The following is an 18883-nucleotide window of genomic DNA, read 5'->3' as shown; positions in this document are numbered from 1 at the left end:
TTAAGTCGAAAGTCTTAAGTTCTAAGTCAATAAAAGAGTAAATTTAACTTTTGACTTAGTACTATTAACTTAACAGTAGTGGGTTACTTATAGGCCGATCTCGCGGTCACGGATTTTTACTGCAGGGTTACCCTGGTAAATGCTGTATGGTTCCAGGTTTTTTGTGGCTATCGAGCCGGCGGTAAGTACAGCATGGCTGCCAGCTGTTATACCCAGGTTTATTATTGCAGCTGCGCCTATCCAAACGCCGTCTTCTAAAATTACACTTTTGGTTATCAAATCAAATGATGTTGTTTTATAGTTGTGGCTGCCGGTAAGCAACACGGCGCCCTGCGATAAACATACGTTGGCACCAATACTAATCATTACCAGGCTATCTATCCAAACGTTTTCGCCAACCCAGGTGTTATCTCCAATTTGCAAAAACCAGGGATACTTGATATTTACGCAAGGTTTTATAGTTACTTTTTCCCCTATCCTGGCGCCAAACATCCGCAATAAAAAAACTTTGAAATTGCTTGAGGGTATAAAACTGCTTTTAAAAAAAACAGCATTAACATAAAACCATATCAGCCTTTTTAAAGCGTTGCCACCCGGGTGAAAAGGGTAGTTATTATAAGTAGAAAGGTCGGTTTTATGCATATTTGTCTGGGCGGTTATCATTTTGTTTGACCCAAAAATACAGGCTTATCATAATAATAGTGTACAAAATGATATTAAATATGGTGTGGTGATCAACTATACGGCTTGCATTTTTATTCCAGAACAGGGCCAGCAATACAAAACGAAGAATGTTTAAAAGCTGGATGACTACAATTCCCGAAGTTAAAAAGATCAATTTTTGTTTTGTTTTTTTAGGATAGGCAATTACAAATGCCGCAAAAAAGCTCATCAGCCCAAGGCCAAGGCATGAGTACACCAGGATAATAGCCCCTTTGCCCGCAACCAGCAATTCGGTGCCGTTATGAATAGCCGAAAAGCCGAGCCAGTTAAGTACCTGGGTGCTCATGCTCAATAATAACCAACGGAGGCCCTGTATATAATTTAGGTTATTGGCCAAAAACTGGTTATAATGGCCGCCTGGATTGGTTATCCCAAAAAATAAAATGTTGAAATAATAGAAAAGCAGGAACAGAAACAGGAACCTGAATACAAATTTGCCTGGCGAGACCTGACCCGGGTTTACAAGTGTGTTTGGCTGTTTGTTTTTGAGGATCTCGTCAATTTTAACATCCACGATCAGCCTGAACCAGAAAGCCTGCAAAAAATGGAATATGACGCCTATACGCCCTTCTAATATGCCCAATTGGAATATCATCCGGTAAGTAAAGTAAAGCAATGGCCTTACGTAGCGGGGCAATTGCCACCACAACTGCTTAAGCCAGGCTGTACGCTCGTCAGGCGAGCCAAACAATGATGGTTTAAGGGTTTGTTGCCGCATTTTTTGCATGCGCTCCACCTCCTCCTGTGCCAGCAAATCGCTGTAGCGGTTGTGCTTGGCTATCCAGAAACTGATGTTGTTTTCTTTAAGGTTTTCTTCAAGAATATGGCCATCTTTCCAAATTTCAGTTTTACCCTGTACAATGAACCTGTGATCCATATTTTCATTCAAATCGGAGTAACCTACACCAAAGCGGATCATTTTAAGCAGGTAAAAAGGATAGTACCCGCCATGTTTTATCCAGCTGCCTTTAAAAAAATTCTTTCGGTTAAAGTAAATACCGTCAACATCCTGGTATTCCTGGTTTTTGAATTTTGCCAGCTTCTCTTTCAACTCCGGAGTAACCACCTGGTCGGCATCTAAACAAATAATCCAGGGAGTTTTGATATCGAAGTTTTTTAGGGCGAAGTCCCACTGTTTAGGGTGATTTTCGAAAGCATGCTGCAAAATGGTAGCGCCGGCTTGTTGTGCTATCACGATAGTATGATCATCGCTGCCTGAGTCTAAAATAAAAACAGGCGCATCTAACCCGTCGATAGATTGCAGCAATCGCGGTAGGTGCTGTTCTTCGTTATAGGTAATAATGATAAATGAATATGGTGGGATCAATGCTTTGCGATGATTTTTGTATACAAACCTAAATATTTTTCAACCAGGCTGCCAGCACTAAAATCAGCGTGGATAATACCAGGTGCTTGTTGCCTGATGCGTTCCAATTCAAGAGGAAGGGCCACAACCTGGTTAATAATTTCTGCAACAGACACAGCGCTTGTTTCGCATAACCAGCCAAGCTTATTTTCACTAACATAATCGGAAAGGCCAACTTCATGGCTAATGAGTACCGGCGTCCCAACGCTCAGGCTTTCAATTACTGCGTTGCCAAAGTTTTCATCATATGACGGTAGTATAAAAAGATCATGTTTTTGCAGCACCTCAAACTTATCTTCATTAATAAAGCCGGCCCATGTTATCTTATCGCTAACGCCATTATCGGCAGCTAATTGTTTCAAGCTGTTAACATAAGCTTCGCTGCCACTGCCTGCAATGGTAAGATGGAAGGGGGCTTTGATTAAAATTAATGCGTTGAGCAACAAATCGAGTCCTTTTTTTTCCTCTATCCTTGAAAAAAAAATCAGCTTAATTGGAGGCGCTACTGAGTTTTGTGCAGAGGGCTGGTAAACAGGCAGCCTTACAAAATTAGGTATAGTGGTTGAGCTTTTAGGCACGATGATGCTATTCACGGCCTCGTTTTCGCGTTGCGAAGTGGCATGGATATGGCAGCGTTTTAATATCGGTTTGCTCAATAAGTTATGGATGAGCAATTTGATTGCCCTGTTTTTATTTTGAAAAGAATAGGGGCTTAAAGTCCCCCTGGCAGATACCACTACCGGAACGCTACGTATTACCGCGATAAGGCAGGAGAGAACTGAAACCAGGTTCCACCAGGCATGGATATGCACGGCATCGTAAGTTTTGACATTTTTCCAAACGGTTTTTAATAGCGCGGGCGAAAGGTGGCTATGGTCTTTTGTAATGCGTTTAAAATAGGTAACGTTTACACCGTCAACCATTACCGGTTGGTTGGGTTTTACATCAAGTTCGGCTACACCGTTGGCGGTTGTGGCAAATACGCACACTTCACACCCTGCATTTGCCAGTTGCTCGCTTAACATGGCTACCGACATGGTTGGCCCACCGTAAACATAAGCCGGTTTGTATGACGCCGAAATTTGTAGAATCCTCAAACCTCTTTTAATATATTAGATACTGTAAGTATTTTATGGATCACCAGCATACTTACGTAGCTCCAGAACACGGTATTGATCAGGAACTCAAAACTAAGGCCACGCCACATGATCTGGAACAGGCCGCTAAATACCAGAGCGGTACCCAATATGTATCCGCCAAAAAGCTTCTCGGCCTTTACCGAGATAATTTGTGCTATTGCACCGTACACCAGCATAATTACAAATACACCCAAACCTCCAAAACTAAGGTAAGCATCTACAATAAAAGCCGGTTTGGCCGATACAACCGAAGCCCTGTTAACCACCCCGGCATCGTAAACCCGTTCCATAATCAAATCCTCGGTACTGGGCTTATCGGGCCAGAAAATTCTGGGGATGATAGCCATGCCCGACTGCTCGAGCAATTTTGTGCCGTAAAAATCAACGTTTTTTGGGGTTGATTGGGTGAATTTGATAAACATATCAATTTCGCTTAGCCGGTACACCAAAAAGCCCCAGTTTGAATCATCATCGTCGCCCGAATCGCTGCTTAATGCTGCATCAAGCGCCAATTGAGTTGCCTCATCGGCCGAGGCATCGCCCGACCATGCGTTTTGCCTGAAAATACGGTTATACGTTGGCAAAAACATAAATAAGAGTAGCAGGGCAGGGATAAAGATTGCCGCAACCAACTTTTTATAATTGGGATACAGAAAAACCCCCAAAACCAGTACACTGATGATAATGGGCTCCTTAAAGCCCGAAGTTAAGGCAGTGTAAAAGTTAAAAAAATAAAATGCCAGGCAAATAAGCGTATTGCCAATTTTTTTTAGCGGGATAGCAAAAGCAAGCGCCAGCGTACCGGCTATAAAACTTAACGAACTAAATTGATTTGCAAATTGTGATAATCCCGGAATCCGGATAAAAAATATGGAAGCCGGGAAACTGACAACTGCAAACATCAATAGCAAATTTGCCAGTTTTTCTTTTGGCATATAGTATTTTGACTTGGTACCATAATCCATAAAAATTAAAATACCCGATACAAAAGCCGCGTGCCCCAGGCAATAGTACCGTTGGCATTGCGCAGTGTATTGTAAACGATCCTGATCGACCAGTGTTGAGCCTGCTTTTTCAAAATTTTGATAGCCCAATACATCCAAAAAGTAAAATATGGAGGTACTGGCCATGTACCCGGCGAAAATTATCTGTACCAAAAAAATCGGACGCATCAATTGTTCGGCTATGCTTAAGTCATCCGGTATTGGCTTAACCCAGCCTGTTAAAGTCAGCAAAAATATCAGGAACGATCCAAACCAGGCTATTATATACGACAGCTGGGGATCGCTGCTTAATAAAGCAGCCAGCGCCCAGGGTACATATAACACAATAATGCGTTCTAACGGTGCCTGCTTAGTTTGCATTGATAGTATTGACTACGCTTAATATAGCATTGGCCTGTTTGCTAAAACTCCAGTTGGCTATGTTGATTTTTGCGTTGTGGCCTAAAATTGTTAACCTGTTTTTATCACCTGTAAGGGCATCCAGTTTCTTTGTTAGGGATGATATATTACCCGTTTCAAATATTTCGCCGGTAACGCCCGGGTTTACCAGGTCGGCGGCGCAACCGCATTTATCAGATACCAATACGGGTTTACCAGCCGCCATTGCCTCATTTACGGCGAGCCCCCAGGTTTCGCCCGGTCCCTGCGAAGGCAGGCAAAACAAGTTACAGGCCTGGTATAAAGCAGGCATTGCCAACTGGTTTTGAAAGTTTATAAAATGAATATGGCTGTTTTTAGCTGCTGCTATTTTTAAAGCGTCCTCCAAAATACCGTTACCAACAAATAATAAATGCACGTTTGGCATGTTCAAAGTTAAAAAAGCATTCAGTAATAAAAGCGGTGATTTTTTGTCTTCGAATTTACCGGCAAACAATACTAAAATATCAGCCGGCTTAATCCCCAAATCCAACCTGATTTTGGAAGCTTCCACACCTCTTTCGGCGGCAAACCTATCGTTATCTATAGCGTGCGGCGCAAAACTAAGCTGCCGGGCTTTCAATCCGTATTTTTTAAAGTAAGCGCAATTATTGCTGCCTACATAAAAAGCATGATCAACATGGCTATAAACCCATCTCAAAAAAAACGATCGCAATAATTGTTTTGCACCGGTTTTGCTGTCCAACAAGGTAGAGTCGCCACGAAAGTAAACCGGTATTTTATTTTTAAAATGCCTTATGGCCTTTAAATGGCTATCATATGCCCAGCCGTAAACCAAAACAGCATCTGCCTGCCAGGATGTTATTTGATTGATAAGGCCTGGATTGATTATTCCCTTAAAATGATGTGAGCCCGGATTTGGAGCTGTGTTTTTAACCCACTCATAGGTGTAACCCTCCAGCAGCGGGATATCCCAGGTAACGGTTTTGCCAAAGCCCGGATCAAATTTTTTCTGCGCCCCATCGCCCCAGGTATAAAACACTTTAACGTCTATTCGTTCGGCCAATAATTGGAATACCGGGGCATAGTATTGGATGGGATGGGTAGTAATGATAGCTAAACGCATCTAAATAATTTCGCCCATTATTTTAAATCCTTTGGATGCCTTCACACGCGATTTTATAAATACTTCGTCGCGGCAATAAATAGTATTATAGCTGCCGAATGAATCCATCAACTGTAGTTCCCGTTTAAAAGGATCATATTGGCATGGTTTAAAACCTACTGACAAAAGTGTTTGGTGAATATCATCTTCATTAAAACCGTAGCGCAAACCACTGCCATTCAGTTCAATAATGATGGCTTTAAGTATGGGCAGCTTTAAGGTGTCGGTCATCCCTTTTAACACTTCGGTTTCAAAGCCCTCCACATCAATTTTTATAAGGGAGGGTTTATCATTAAGGATCAGTGAATCAATACTGATCACATTTACTGTTTCCGCATCGGTTTCTGCGCTTTCGCCGGGGCTAATAATGTGGTTGGTGGTATCTTCGTTTTTGGAGAAGCTTAATATGCCCGCTGTGGCGCCTGCCGCAGCGTTTATTAAAGTAACTTTATTTTCCAGTTTATTCAGGCCGATGTTTTTGGCGGTTATAGCTGCAGTATTTGCAGAGGCCTCAATAGCAATGGTTTTGGCATTACAAACGCCCGAAGCCAATAAGGTATACGAGCCTGCATTGGCGCCAATATCAAAAAAAACATCGCCGGGCTGTAAAAAATGCAGCAAAAAAGCCATGTCATCAAACTCGTGCAGGCCGGTATAAATATTGCCGGTAATACCTGTTAAACCTTTGCGTGCATAAAAATTTATACCGGCAATAAATGGTTTTACCATAAACTTAGCGGGCTGCATACTGCTTTGAACCTGCCAGGTTAAAAAACGGATAAACGCTTTAAGCGGATGCCTTTTACCTAAAGGGTGGTTCAATATAAAGCCGAATGTTCTTTTAATTTTTCCCATTGATAACGCTGTCAAAAAGTTTGCACTGGTGTATGGTCATTTGCCTGGCCGAATATTTATTTACAGCTTCGGGATTATATTTAGGCGGTTGAACACCGCCATTGATTAAAGATAACAGGAATATGCTGATGTTGGCATCGGAAACTGAATCGTAGTCATAAACCGATTTAACGCCATACTCTCTCATGATACTTATAGCCGAACTTGCCTTGTTAAAAATAGCCAGTAAAGGCTTTGGGGTAAGCAAATACGGATAAATTTTTGAGGCCGTGTATTTAGGGTCGTCGGAACCTGGTATAAACAACCCATCTGCCTGTTGCAGGGTTATCAGTGTATGATAGTAGCTTATTCTATCGGTAATTTCAATTACATTGCCTGCAACGCCCATTTGCCGGGCAAGCGGTAAAATGCTTGGTTTGCCCTGTCCGGTGGGCGCATAACTTGTGCCTATAAAATAAAACCGTAATGATTTTAAAGCTTCGTTGCCTTTATCCAATGCTGCTTTGAGGCCTTTTAGCAATGGGGTAACCGCCCGGTGCATATCGGCACCGCCGCGGCCTATGTACACTATATTGATGTATTTTGAATCGAGAAGATTGGGAAAAGTATTCCTGTTCTGTTCGGCTATCTGCATATCCGGTTCAAATGCACCGAAGGTTATGGTTACGGATGGAATGCCCTTAATTGCCGGGTAGCGATTTTTCAGATCGCTGATATAATTATCAGATACGCTGATGAGGCCACCCACATGGTTCATAGCACGGGGCTCCAGGTATTTGTTCAGGCGATAGGAGAACCAGTACTTGGGTGGCCTTTGTGCTTTGGGTTTATCCTCATAATAATCAGAAAACCAGGGGTCCTGCATATCAATTACGTAGGGGATACCATAGCGTTTTTTAAAATAAGCGCCCAAAATGCAAACAGGGAACTGGGTGGTCGAAAAATAGATCAGGTCGTAGGCTTGTGTTTTTAAAAGCTCCTTTATTTTTTCCCTGTAAAACCACAACGACCGCAAAGCAATACTGCCCAGCCCCAGTTTGGATGTTACACTTTTTTTTAACGCTTTAACCTTATGAACCTTTAGGTGTTCAGGGATACTTTGTAAAAGCAATTCGTCCACGGGCAGGTCTGTGTATTGTTCGTCTACGGTTATTACTTCGGCATCCCAGCCGTTAGCTGCAAAGTAGGGCAGGCTCATACGGATGCGCTGCATATCGGCCCCGTTTACGGGTGGGAAATAGGGAGATATGATCAGCAGTTTTTTCACGGATTATTTATAGCCCTTTTCCACCAGCGATTGCTACTGATTTTTTCCCGCGCTGCCGACCAGTCGCAGACCTCATCAATAATATCGTAAAAACCCTGCTGCTTTTCAGGGAGGTTATTGGCTGCTATATTTTTAATCAGTTGCGGTAGCCCATCATAAAAAGCATTGGTACGATAGGGGGGATGTAACGACCATAAGCCTTTGCCGCTCCCTAAAAAATCAATCCTTTTTAACTTATGACTGTCCATGTAGGACGATACCAGGTGTTCGGGCAAATCGGCATTAGCATTGCCTTCAATTATTGCTTTCAACTGGCCCCGCATTGGTGGCCTTGTTAATATGAGTTTACCGGTTTTAAACCGGCTTTTATCAATCATAAAAATCCTGGTGCTCATACCTGCCAGTTGCCAGGTATAAGGGGCAATTTTATTAATTACCTGTTGCCCGGTCAAAGTATCCATACTATTGGGCGGGCCCGGCAAAGGCGCAGTAACAAAACAAGCTGTATCAGTTTCAAAAAAATGTGTTGCTTCAGCAATCCATTCTCCACTTCCGCCACCTAAAAACATATCAGAATCTAAATGGAAAACAAGGTTATTGGCCGCAGTATATATTCCAAAAAAATAGGCGTAAAAAGGGCCACCTCTAAAGTCTTTATCAGGCATGTCCTTTTTGCCGAAGAAATAGCCTGCAACTTTTTGTTTGGTTACTGCGGAATAATCAACCGGGACAATTTTAACGTTGTAGCTGCATTCAATTTCTGCCGATAGGAATTGGTTTAGTAACTCTTTATTTTCTTCCCACCCTTCAGCAAAGCGGCCTTTGCTTGGCCGGGTATCAACGGTTAATATAATTTCATCTACCTGCGTACTTAAAATAGCTAACTGGTGTTTAAGGATATACCTGGCATGCGGATAATCGCCGGGTGCCAGGTTAATTTGCAGGCTTACCTTATTTTTCAAGAGCGTTGTTTACTAATTGAAGTAATTTTTTCGACTCATTTTCCCAATTGTAAAACGCAGCGGCCTCAATGGCTTGTTGTTGGGCCAATTGTAATTCACTGGGATTGCTAAGCCAACTATCCAACTCGCCTATCTGTTCCGGCGATGGCTGTTGCGATAATTTGAAGCCCGGTTTAAATTTATCAAATGCTTCATGCTGACCCACTGTTTCGCTGGCTATAACAGGCAGACCGGATTGGATATACTGAAAAAATTTATTGGTAATGGTATAATTGCGGCTTGGGGGCGTATCCAGCTCCAGGGCCAGGCCAATATCAAAGCCGGCTATTTTTGCGGCCAATTGATTTTCGCCAACAAGGGAATGAAAATATAAATGGTGCTGCGCGGGCATTAGGGAGGTGAGTATTGCATGATAGCCGGTAGTTATGTTGCCCAACAGGTGCAATTCAAGAGGTGTTCTTAACATGCTCAATACGTTCATAAACTGGTCAAGCCCCCGGCCCGGGCCAATAGTTTGCGAAAACCAGAATAACTTTAGGGGCTTGTCAAATCTTTTTATTTTATTTTGAACGGAGCCAGGCGATGGGAAAACATTATAGATAACCTTTGGTTGCGGGCATAAATACAACTGCGATAATTGTTTAGCCAACGCATTTGAGGTTGTAATGCAATAGGTACCTTTATTTAAAGCGATAGCCTCTATCCGCCGAAGCAAGTTGATGGGCCTTTCGGCGCGTGCTTGGGGCAGCAGGTCCTCCGAGTACCAGTCCTCAAAGTCAAAAGCCACCTTGCAGCCTTCATTTAATAGTCGCGTGCCTATGTAAGTAGCCAATTCCTGGTGGCAGATGTATAAGTCTGCTTTTACTGCTTTAGCTTTATTATAATAGCGCGCAGCACCATAACCAAGTGCGAGGCTGTTTTCTATTTTAAAGCTATACACAAGCAGGCGGCCAATTTTACTTAAAAACTTATCTTTAAATGAATTAAGGTTTGATGCGGAAAGGTTTGATATTGCCTGCAACTTAATACCAGGAAAAGCGCCTATCGCTAACAGATCTTGCCGGTAAAGGTCTGCAGAAATAATGTTTGTTAAAATAATAACATCATAACCTGCCGTAGCCAAAGTAACCGCCTCTTTTAAAACCCTGGGATTTCGGCAAAGGTGCGATTGTGTGATAATGCAGATTCTTTTTGGCAATATTTTACCTTTTTTAGCTAAATAGCCGGGTTTTTATGAGTTGTAATGATTGTGGTATGGAATGGGTGGTAAGTGCTCGCTGCTGCCCTTTTATCCTTAATTCTTTACGCTTGTTTTTTGATGCGATGAGTTCCGTGCATTTATAAACCAGTTCATCGGCATTGGTGTAGGTTTCCATATCGGTGCCCAAATCATATAATTGGGCTAAGCCCGCAGTATATTCAGTGAGGTAGCAGGCACCAAGCATGGGCGCTTCCAGGTCGCGGAGCCGGCTATAGGTTACCATGTGTTTACTAAATGTGGGCACCCGGTTAATGCCGAGTGTTATACAGCTTTGGCGGCTAAGCCGGATGTATTCATCAAAGTCCGGCTTTTCAAGTATGTTACCGGCGGGGATATGCGCTTCGGTTAGTTTTTCATTACGTTTACGATGATACGCTACAAATCCGTTGATCCCTACGTTGCGCAACAGGTTGAACTGGTTTTTCATTTTGGACGATGGACTTTGTAACGGTGGCTTTATTGCAGGCTCATTTGTGTCATCATTCCAGCCATTTCCCCTGATTTGTATAGGGATGCCCCCGGCAATTGCGTCTGCCAAAAGCTGTGCGCGTAAATCATCTTTTGACCCGATGAAGGAGATGACATCAATTTCCTGCCTGTTAAAATCGCGGTATTGTGGATCAACCCACATGGGCATGGGCAAATTAATATGCGGAACCCCGGCGGTTTGATAAAGGCGCAAGGCTTCAAATTCAGGCACCCATACCAGGTCGAAAACCTTAAACTGGCGCGGTAGTTTGGTAAACGAACGCACATTATCGCAATAAAAATTAACGCATGGTACTCCCATCGCTTTAATTTGTTTTATTGCCCCGGTATCTATTTGTTTGGGATATAAATAACACAAAAAAACATCTATTTGCCCGCGGTTTGATTTAATGTGGTTTATAGTTTTTTCCCATGCCTGCTGTTTCCATTGTTGCAGGGCAGGGTCATTTTCATAAGGTACAAGGCCGGCAGCCCAGTCAAGGCCCGGTATTTCGGTCCATTGCATTCCGGCTTCCTCTATACCGTTTTTGATATAGTATGTCCAAAAACGATATGCGGGTATGGCATGTGGCTGGCCACCATTATCCTGTAAAAATGAAAGGAGGATTCTCAATTAATGGATGTTAAATATTTGTTTAAAGCGTTTTGTGGCTTTCCAGCCAATTAAACCGGCAATTGCTTTGGTTATGCCCCCGGCCATGAATTTTAATGTAGAACCGCCAAGCTCATTTACCCGTTTTTGGGCTTCGTTTGCCAGCCGCCTTTGTTTGGGATAAGCAATGTATACATAATGCTGCCAGGTATTGGCGCAGGCCAGCTTGGCTTCGGCACTTGTTTTTACGGCCAGCAGGTTTTTGGTGGCTTTATCAATAGCCGTGAACGCCGATTGCATGGCCTCCTGCTGTTTACGATCAGATAAACTACCGCTATTGCCCGACCGGTAGTATAATATGGAATTTGGATCAAACACTACCGATTTGCATTTCAGTATAATCCTGGTAAAAAAATCCAGATCGTCAATCAGGGTAAGTTGTTCGTCCCAAAGGCCGGCGTTTTCGATGATTTGCTTTGGCAATAAAAAAATGCCGGATTGTGTCATCGAATGGCCGTTTTTCCATGACGAGCAGATCCAATCATAAGCAGGCAGTGTTTGCCAGCAATCTTCGGGGCTCAACTTAAAAGTATCCAGGCTGTTGTTGTAAAACCTGCCCCATTTGGCCGAAATTATACAATCGGGGTTTTCAACGGCAAGCTTAACCTGGCTTTCAACCATTTGGGGATTGATGGTATCGTCGCCATCTAAAAATTTGATATACCGGCCTGTTGATTTAGTGTAAGCCAAATTACGGGAAGCGGCAGCACCACGGTTTTGCTGATAATAAACACTGATATTTTGATGCGGCAGGTTTTTTAATAAACTGGGGGTGCTATCTGTAGAGCCATCATCGACCACAATTATTTCGATGTTGCTGTAGGTTTGATTGATAACCGCATTAATAGTATCACTTATATAGTTTTCACCATTATAAACAGGAATGCATACAGAAACTAAAGGTGCAGAAACAGACATGTTCTTTATATCGTTTTCCATGCTTTCTTAAAGTACCCTTCTTTTGATAAATCTACGTAATGATGTAGTGCCCCCATATGGCGATCAATCCTGCTGGCATCCGGGTTAACAATATATTCATCCGCAGGTAAAACCACTGCATCAACATTGGCTAATAACATAGCAGTTAAAGCTTGTTCAAGATAATATGAACTGCTTTCTTTTTCTTCAAGTGCTTTTGTCCAGCTTTCTAAATCGTCCCAATTTATCATACTGCTATTGAGGCCAATGGCGCCTACATTTAGTAGCGTTGGAATCCTGTTTTTACAAAGCTGTTCCATCAATTGCCTGCTGTAACCGTACGATTCCTGGCAATCCTGCATGTATACAGGTTTTTGGGGTTTTTTTAACCAATTAATTAAGTCCAGCGGATCATCCCAAAACAGCATATCCGAATCTAAGACGAGTTTCCAGTTATTACCGGAAATGGTATGTACATCTGTCAGCTTTTTAATATGCGGGTAAACCTGGCGTTTGTGGTGTAAAACCGGGTATTGGTGTTTTGGCAATATTTTGTCGAGGTTTTCATCTACCATTTGCCTGTTCACTATACCGGCGCCGGGCAATTGGGTATTTATTTGTTTAATTAACTGTTCGTCAAAGCTGCCGTCATCAACCAATATAAATTTAAAAGGAGTTTGGCTGACTTTTATTAACGATTGGATGCAAAACAGTGTTTGGTACAGGTACTTTTTTCCGGTTAAAAAGTATATCTCCAGGCCATCAACCGCCGATTGAACAGGAGGTAAATGAGCGGATGCCTGCTGCATCAGTTTTTGCCCCTGCAACATTCTGCGGTAATTAAAATATCCGCCAAAACGGCTAAAATGATTTAGCCGGGCTTTTGGGTAACGATATAAAACGTTAATTACAGACTGTAGCACCTATAAATATTGATTTAAAATAGATAAATGACGGCTTTTCATTGTTTGGCCAAACCATCAAAAGTACCGCAGGCGCCCTGCCACCTGATGTAGTTTACATTATTTATCCAGGCTTTATAAGTAAACCACGCCTTTACTTTGCGCGGAAAAACTGTCCAGACTGAAATTTGCGGCCAGGGATTTATACCGTGGCTTTGCAGCAGCCGAACCCAGGAGTTGCTGCTATTATTGATTAACCGGGCTATGTAGCCGGCTTCCATCCTTTGCGCCGGGATGATATGATGCAATACCAGGCCTGGTAAATACCCCACGTGCCAGCCGGCTTTCAGTATTTCTAAAATAATATCGTTATCGCCACCCGAGCTTAAGGAATCGCCTTTTCTATCGGTAATGACATTTTTTTGCGTGGAGATTTTTTTGATATAAGTGTTCAGCGCCGCTTTCCTGATGGCTATTCCTGCACCAATGGGTGCGCAAACGGGGTATTTATAATCCCATGACGCAGTTAACACCTCGTCGCCAAGATCGCGTAACGCCAGGCTTGAATAAAACTCCGATAGCCAGGCCGGCGGGTCGCTTTCAAACAAAGGAAGTGATTTACCCCCTATGGCACCAAGCTTAGGTTGTTCCTGGAATGCTTTTAATGTGTTTTGCAGGTAGTTTTCATCCAGTATATTGTCATCGTCCACCAATATCAATACCTGCCCGCGGGCTTCATTAAAACCTTTTAGCCGGGCGTAGGTTAGCCCTTGCACTGTTTCCCTGACAATTTTATGATTAGGGTGCCATCCAAGTTCTGCATTAATGGGTTGGCTCGAGTTATTATCAACTATTATTAGTTCCCATGCCTGTATTGGCAGGCTTTGCTTTTGTAAACCGGTTAACGTTTTAGCAAGCCTGTTTGCATCAGGGTTGTAAGTGGGGATAATAACACTTAGCATATCAGCCATTCCTGTAGCTCACTATTTTTGCGGGCACCCCCATTGCTATAGCATAGGGCGGCAGGCTTTTGGTAACTACCGAACCGGCACCAACAACACAGCCATCGCCAATGGTAACACCGCCTAAAACTTTAACCCCGGCGCCTATCCAAACGTCGTTACCAATTTTAACCGGGAGCAAAATATCGCCCTGCGACCGGATTAGCGTAGCCTTATCGGGGATGGTATGGTTGGAACTAACAATACATGTATGCATAGCAATCAATGTGTTTTCGCCTATCTCCACATCTCCGTGACCGTAAATACATACGTATTCGCCTAAAAAAGTGTTTTTGTTTATGTTAACTCTCCCACCGTAGGCCTTGATAATTACGCCTCTTGATAACTCACACTGTGAGCCAATCGTGATCTCTCCCTTTTGCCCGTTCAAAAAGCCCCGCGACAAAAAGGTATTTGGTTTTATGATAACAGGCTTGCGAATAGTTATGCCCATCAACCTGAAAAAAATGGCGTACAGGTTACTTATTAATTTTGACATACAAAATCATTCAATAATGTTTTCAAAAAAGGAAGGCCCTGTTTAGTGTCGTGCTCATCTTCAAAATTGAGCCAGGCTACATGATGTTTCAGCTCGCATACCGACGACAGCCTGTGAAAACAAGGCTTAAAAAGCATCCCTTCGGGGTATAGCTCCAAAATATGTGTACCCTTGTTACACAGGTAAATATTACTTAAACCTGCACCATGAGGTGCAATAATATGTGTGGCGGATTGCATTTTTTGAATGGTTTCAGCAAAGCTCAGACCCGAAAGGTCAATAATTTCAATTGAGGGGAAGTGTTCCATAAGCTGGTGTTCCCATGCAATATTTCGTGATTTAGTCTCTTTCCTGGTGATCCAGAGTACTTTACCGGGTGTCGTTTGATTTGTTGGTGTGATGTTGAACAGCGCTTTTAGGGCTCCAATGCCCCATGGGTTTATTTGCTGATCACTAACCAGCCTGCTGGTAAATAACAGCTGCTCACATTCAAAATGAGCCTTATTATCAGCCCAGATTATTTTTGACGTATCGATATCTGCCCTTTGCAGCCACTTTAATTTCCAATCGGTTGCCGGGCCGTTAAACAGGATATGATCAACATGCTTTATTATTGGCATGGCAAAATGGATTTTGACTATGGATTCAAATAAAAAATGATAAAAGCCGCCGTCGGCCCCATTAGTAAGGCAGCACAGGGTGGTGCCTTCAACGTAAGTTTTTTTCGGAAAATGAATTACGTTGGTAAAAACGGAGTCCCTTAAATCAACTGTCCATTCCTTTGCAGATTCATCAATAAAACATCGCCTTTGGCTATCGTATACCAAACCGATAGCACACCACACTGTACCTTTTGATACACTGTACAGGTACCGTTCAGGCTCTTTAAACACACCATTGGTTTTAAACCTTGGCTGTTCTCCAACAGTTTGCTGAGGGGCGGTTTGGTTATAAGTTATAAGCGGTAAATGGTAAGCCACCGGCTTGCCCGGCTCATGCAGTAAAATGCCGGTAAGCGATTCGGGACGGTCAATAGCTTCGCCTATTTGGGGACGGTATATGTCTATAAAACTTTTAATTTGGTATGGGTTACCGGTGAAGTACCTGATCCACAATTTTTTTAAAAGTTCTATGATCATTTTATAAACCTGCGGTTTTTAATTGCATTATCAAAGTTAACTTTTACCGATGAGATATCTTTTTATCCGCGGTTGAACAACGAGCTCGGCAGTTGTTGACAGGGCACCGATAATTATTATTGATGCCGATATGCCCAACACAAATAAAGGAACTCCCGAAAGATATTTTGCAAGACATTTATTTAAAAAATAAAATACAGGGAAATGGAAAACATACAGGGCGTATGAGATACTCCCCAATTTACTTAACCGCTTAAAAAAGTCAATTTTAAAATTGATGGGTAGTGTGATAACCGCGAAGGCGAAATAGCATGTTCCGTAAATCCAATCGGGCTTCGAAAACAAGTGATGTTTAAAGTAAAGCAATAAAAACAAGTGGAGTGCCGGGATTGCGTACGCAGCAAGCTTTATCCAATTTATATATTTTACGCTCCTGTTGCTTAGCTCCATAATCATAATAAAGCAGACCGGTAAATAAAGTAAATCCCCAAAAGTAACTTTAAAAATATAGTCGAGTTTTAAATGTACCATTTGATGGAAAAGCTCGCGGGTATCAAAACAATGAATTGACAGGATTATAGCAAAATAGCTTATAAATGAACGCCATTTTCTTTTGACTGTTGCTATAATCAAGGTTTTAGTTTGGGCTATATAAAGGCCAAGCATCCAGAAGATTGCGCCAATCAATAGCGATTTTAAAATTGTGGCTCCGGGATTTTTCAATATGTAAGCAACCGATAAAATACTAATTGCTAAACATAAATAAGTGTTGTATTTGCCTGCCCGCCATAAAACTAAAAAAAACAGATAAAACACAACCTCATAGCTAAGCGACCATAAGGGGCTATTTGACGAAATAGTTGTTACAAGAATTTCCTGTGTAAAAAACAGGTGCCCTATTAATTGTTGTACAGAAAACGCCTTATTTGTGATAATCAAAAATGAAATGATAATTGCCATCAGGTATATTGGGTACAAACGGACGGCCCTTTTTTTAAGATAAGAAATAACGTTTATTTTATTAAAAGGGGTATGGATATGATTTAACCCGATGACGTAGCCCGAAAGCATAAAAAATATAAGAACAGCCTCGTGTCCAAAATCAAGGTAACGTAAAGGATTGTTGGGCGACATTTTAGACGATTGAAAGTACCCCCAGGGGATCAAATGAGCATATACTACAGCCAGCGCACAAAAACCTCTCAGTCCTTCCAGCTTGTTATCATAAACCGGAGGTGTTTTTTTCTCAATCATTAGCGCTGTTTTTAAATGCAAACTTTAGTTGTTCCATCCTTAACTTAATTCTTAACCGTGCCGGCAAAATAGTGTTCAGTACTCTCCAAACCGGGTTTTTGCTATCCGGTACTTTTAAACCACATAGCTCGCTTAGTTTTAAGGCAGATTTTGCTGCATCATATTGCCGCGAAAGGATAAGCTTACTTGCTGTAAGCTGTGCCTGCCGGCCTATCATATCCCTAATGATTTTATCAGCATACTGCTTTTGATAAGCCTGCAAAAGGCTTAACCTGGTTAGCCAGCCGGCTGTTTGATCCTGGCTTGCCGAATTTGAGTACCGGATAGAAATAGAAAGTACTTCCTCAATAACATAAAACCTGGCACCGGCGCCGGCCAACCTCACGTGAAGGTCGGCATCTTCCCAGATACGCAAACTGGTATCAAAGCCGCCTGCTGCTGTAAATTTCTCTTTTCGGTACAGGCCGTTAATACCGCCAATAGGGTGGCCGATGGTGTACGAAACCGGGTTTTGTTTTATCTGTTCATTGGAGTACTTCCAACTGAGTAAAATAGTCTTTTGATCGGTACTATACCAGTCAACGTTACAAAGCACAACGTCGTAATTGCCGGTTTGGGCTATGGCTGCCGTTTTTACAAGGTAGTCGGGCTCTAAAAGATCGTCAATATCATGAAAGTGAAACCATTGGCCTTTTGCCGCTGATGCAAGCGTATTGCGTGCAAAGCCCGGCCCCTTGTTAGTTTCGCCTCTTATTACAGTGCAGCCCCTTTTCTGCAGCACAGAAACTGTATTATCGGTGCTTGCATCGTCATAAAACAAAACCTCGTCAAAAGCTTTATTCAATTTACCGATGCTGGCTAAAAAGCCGTCGATAAACCTTTCTGAATTATAACAGGGAACAAGAAGCGAGTATTTAAGAGCAGTTGTCAAAGCCTATTTTTTAAAGGCATAAATCATACCGGCCGATTTACTTGCCGGGTCAAAAGCGAATATGGTATATCCTGACTCTTTCAGATATGTCAATATGGGTTCGGGGCCTTTAGCATGCCACTCAATAATAATGGCATTGAAGCTGCTCAGCAAATCCGAAGCTGCAAATGATTCAAAAATTTCATATTCGGCACCCTCGCAATCTACCTTTAAAACTATAGTATCGGTTGTTTCTTTTATCAATTTTATAATTGGCAAAAGCGTTTCGGCTGCATTCCTGATTTCTATTTCGTCGTTCAAAATCTCCTGGTTTGCACGCATAGAATGGCTGGGAATACCATTGATGCCCATATTGCCTTTGATTATTTTATCATAGGGTACGGTTATCTGTCTTGCTGTATCACCTAAGCCGAAATTGGCCGGGTTAATCTTATTCTTTATGCCCGGATTTAAAGACATATTGAACAATGCTTGTTCAAATGTTAATTTAAATGGCTCAAACGAGTAAATAGATAAACAATCGGCGTTGCCCGCAAAATACAGAGAAGTGATGGCTACATTCATCCCTATATCAATCAATGCAAACTTGCCCGGAGTTTCAATGTTGTAAACTCCATGAATAAAAACCTCATTTAAAATAAAAAACTCTTCATAGGTTTGAATATTATAAGCTAACGAGCCTATTTTAACAATTAACCTTTCATTGTCGTCAAATTCAAATTGTGCGTTTTGTTTTTCCTTTAAATCATATAAATAGCTGATGCTTTTTAAAATATAATCATGTTTTAGCGGATCTATTAAGAGTGAAAAATCTGTTAATAACAGCCTTTGGCCATTATCCACCAATTTGTAGTTATTGTTATCCAGGCCCAGCTTAAGTAAATGGTGTTTTTTATTTTCAATCGTGACTTTGATGCTAAAAACGGAAAGTAATTTTTTGACAAGATTTTTCAAAATCGGTTATTAATCAGGTGTTAT

The 18883-nt window shown here is 42.0% G+C and carries 18 protein-coding genes; all 18 read right to left on the bottom strand.

Annotated elements, in window-relative coordinates; all coding sequences use genetic code 11:
• Positions 1-87 precede the first annotated feature (87 nt).
• The 18 genes from AC1DV1_RS08585 to AC1DV1_RS08500 are packed head-to-tail and all read right to left on the bottom strand — an operon-like array spanning position 88 to position 18859.
• On the bottom strand, positions 88-642 hold the full coding sequence (locus tag AC1DV1_RS08585; protein WP_477357545.1) for a WcaF family extracellular polysaccharide biosynthesis acetyltransferase: 555 nt from the start codon (positions 640-642) through the stop codon (positions 88-90).
• A complete protein-coding gene (xrtY, locus tag AC1DV1_RS08580; RefSeq protein WP_477357542.1) occupies positions 635-2050 on the bottom strand; it encodes an exosortase Y in 1416 nt (471 codons plus the stop codon). Before xrtY ends, AC1DV1_RS08585 begins: the two co-directional genes overlap by 8 nt.
• Positions 2047-3186 carry an XrtY-associated glycosyltransferase XYAG1 gene (locus AC1DV1_RS08575; protein ID WP_477357539.1) on the bottom strand — a complete coding sequence of 380 codons (1140 nt, stop codon included), beginning with the start codon at positions 3184-3186 and terminating at the stop codon, positions 2047-2049. The genes xrtY and AC1DV1_RS08575 overlap by 4 nt, the downstream gene beginning before the upstream one ends.
• Complete coding sequence (locus AC1DV1_RS08570; protein ID WP_477357536.1) at positions 3183-4592, bottom strand: exosortase Y-associated Wzy-like protein; 1410 nt, start codon at positions 4590-4592, stop codon at positions 3183-3185. Before AC1DV1_RS08570 ends, AC1DV1_RS08575 begins: the two co-directional genes overlap by 4 nt.
• Positions 4582-5736, bottom strand: a complete 1155-nt coding sequence (locus AC1DV1_RS08565; protein WP_477357533.1) for a glycosyltransferase family 4 protein — start codon at positions 5734-5736, stop codon at positions 4582-4584. Before AC1DV1_RS08565 ends, AC1DV1_RS08570 begins: the two co-directional genes overlap by 11 nt.
• A complete protein-coding gene (locus AC1DV1_RS08560; protein ID WP_477357530.1) occupies positions 5737-6630 on the bottom strand; it encodes an FkbM family methyltransferase in 894 nt (297 codons plus the stop codon). It lies immediately after the preceding gene.
• A complete protein-coding gene (locus AC1DV1_RS08555; protein ID WP_477357527.1) occupies positions 6617-7897 on the bottom strand; it encodes a glycosyltransferase family protein in 1281 nt (426 codons plus the stop codon). Before AC1DV1_RS08555 ends, AC1DV1_RS08560 begins: the two co-directional genes overlap by 14 nt.
• Positions 7894-8859, bottom strand: a complete 966-nt coding sequence (locus AC1DV1_RS08550) for a hypothetical protein (RefSeq protein WP_477357524.1) — start codon at positions 8857-8859, stop codon at positions 7894-7896. Before AC1DV1_RS08550 ends, AC1DV1_RS08555 begins: the two co-directional genes overlap by 4 nt.
• Entirely contained in the window at positions 8849-10057 is a 1209-nt protein-coding gene (locus AC1DV1_RS08545; RefSeq protein ID WP_477357521.1) for a glycosyltransferase, read from the bottom strand. The genes AC1DV1_RS08550 and AC1DV1_RS08545 overlap by 11 nt, the downstream gene beginning before the upstream one ends.
• A gap of 13 nt (positions 10058-10070) precedes the next feature.
• Positions 10071-11222 carry a glycosyltransferase family protein gene (locus AC1DV1_RS08540; RefSeq protein ID WP_477357518.1) on the bottom strand — a complete coding sequence of 384 codons (1152 nt, stop codon included), beginning with the start codon at positions 11220-11222 and terminating at the stop codon, positions 10071-10073.
• Positions 11223-12200, bottom strand: coding sequence for a glycosyltransferase family 2 protein (locus AC1DV1_RS08535; RefSeq protein ID WP_477357516.1), 978 nt, complete (start codon positions 12198-12200; stop codon positions 11223-11225).
• Entirely contained in the window at positions 12185-13102 is a 918-nt protein-coding gene (locus AC1DV1_RS08530) for a hypothetical protein (RefSeq protein ID WP_477357514.1), read from the bottom strand. Before AC1DV1_RS08530 ends, AC1DV1_RS08535 begins: the two co-directional genes overlap by 16 nt.
• Positions 13103-13140: 38 nt before the next feature.
• Positions 13141-14052 (bottom strand): glycosyltransferase, encoded by a 912-nt coding sequence (locus AC1DV1_RS08525; protein ID WP_477357512.1) that lies wholly within the window; start codon positions 14050-14052, stop codon positions 13141-13143.
• Complete coding sequence (locus AC1DV1_RS08520) at positions 14045-14581, bottom strand: acyltransferase (RefSeq protein WP_477357510.1); 537 nt, start codon at positions 14579-14581, stop codon at positions 14045-14047. Before AC1DV1_RS08520 ends, AC1DV1_RS08525 begins: the two co-directional genes overlap by 8 nt.
• Entirely contained in the window at positions 14569-15720 is a 1152-nt protein-coding gene (locus tag AC1DV1_RS08515; RefSeq protein ID WP_477357508.1) for a glycosyltransferase family 61 protein, read from the bottom strand. The genes AC1DV1_RS08520 and AC1DV1_RS08515 overlap by 13 nt, the downstream gene beginning before the upstream one ends.
• A gap of 36 nt (positions 15721-15756) precedes the next feature.
• Entirely contained in the window at positions 15757-16974 is a 1218-nt protein-coding gene (locus AC1DV1_RS08510; protein ID WP_477357506.1) for an acyltransferase family protein, read from the bottom strand.
• Complete coding sequence (locus AC1DV1_RS08505) at positions 16967-17905, bottom strand: glycosyltransferase family 2 protein (protein WP_477357504.1); 939 nt, start codon at positions 17903-17905, stop codon at positions 16967-16969. The genes AC1DV1_RS08510 and AC1DV1_RS08505 overlap by 8 nt, the downstream gene beginning before the upstream one ends.
• A 3-nt stretch (positions 17906-17908) precedes the next feature.
• Positions 17909-18859: an FkbM family methyltransferase gene (locus AC1DV1_RS08500; protein WP_477357502.1), complete on the bottom strand. Its 951-nt coding sequence runs from the start codon at positions 18857-18859 to the stop codon at positions 17909-17911.
• Positions 18860-18883: the final 24 nt, after the last annotated feature.

The organism is Mucilaginibacter sp. P4_D1, from assembly GCF_056401935.1.
Note: the sequence above shows the minus strand (reverse complement) of the source record. Positions and strands in the feature narration are given on the sequence as shown.

Bases quoted from the DNA above. Each gene is read 5' to 3' on its own strand.
- AC1DV1_RS08585 (WP_477357545.1), bottom strand. From the start codon at position 642: ATGCATAAAACCGACCTTTCTACTTATAATAACTACCCTTTTCACCCG.
- AC1DV1_RS08570 (WP_477357536.1), bottom strand. From the start codon at position 4,592: ATGCAAACTAAGCAGGCACCGTTAGAACGCATTATTGTGTTATATGTA.
- AC1DV1_RS08565 (WP_477357533.1), bottom strand. From the start codon at position 5,736: ATGCGTTTAGCTATCATTACTACCCATCCCATCCAATACTATGCCCCG.
- AC1DV1_RS08560 (WP_477357530.1), bottom strand. From the start codon at position 6,630: ATGGGAAAAATTAAAAGAACATTCGGCTTTATATTGAACCACCCTTTA.
- AC1DV1_RS08535 (WP_477357516.1), bottom strand. From the start codon at position 12,200: ATGGAAAACGATATAAAGAACATGTCTGTTTCTGCACCTTTAGTTTCT.
- AC1DV1_RS08525 (WP_477357512.1), bottom strand. From the start codon at position 14,052: ATGGCTGATATGCTAAGTGTTATTATCCCCACTTACAACCCTGATGCA.
- AC1DV1_RS08520 (WP_477357510.1), bottom strand. From the start codon at position 14,581: ATGTCAAAATTAATAAGTAACCTGTACGCCATTTTTTTCAGGTTGATG.
- AC1DV1_RS08515 (WP_477357508.1), bottom strand. From the start codon at position 15,720: ATGATCATAGAACTTTTAAAAAAATTGTGGATCAGGTACTTCACCGGT.
- AC1DV1_RS08510 (WP_477357506.1), bottom strand. From the start codon at position 16,974: ATGATTGAGAAAAAAACACCTCCGGTTTATGATAACAAGCTGGAAGGA.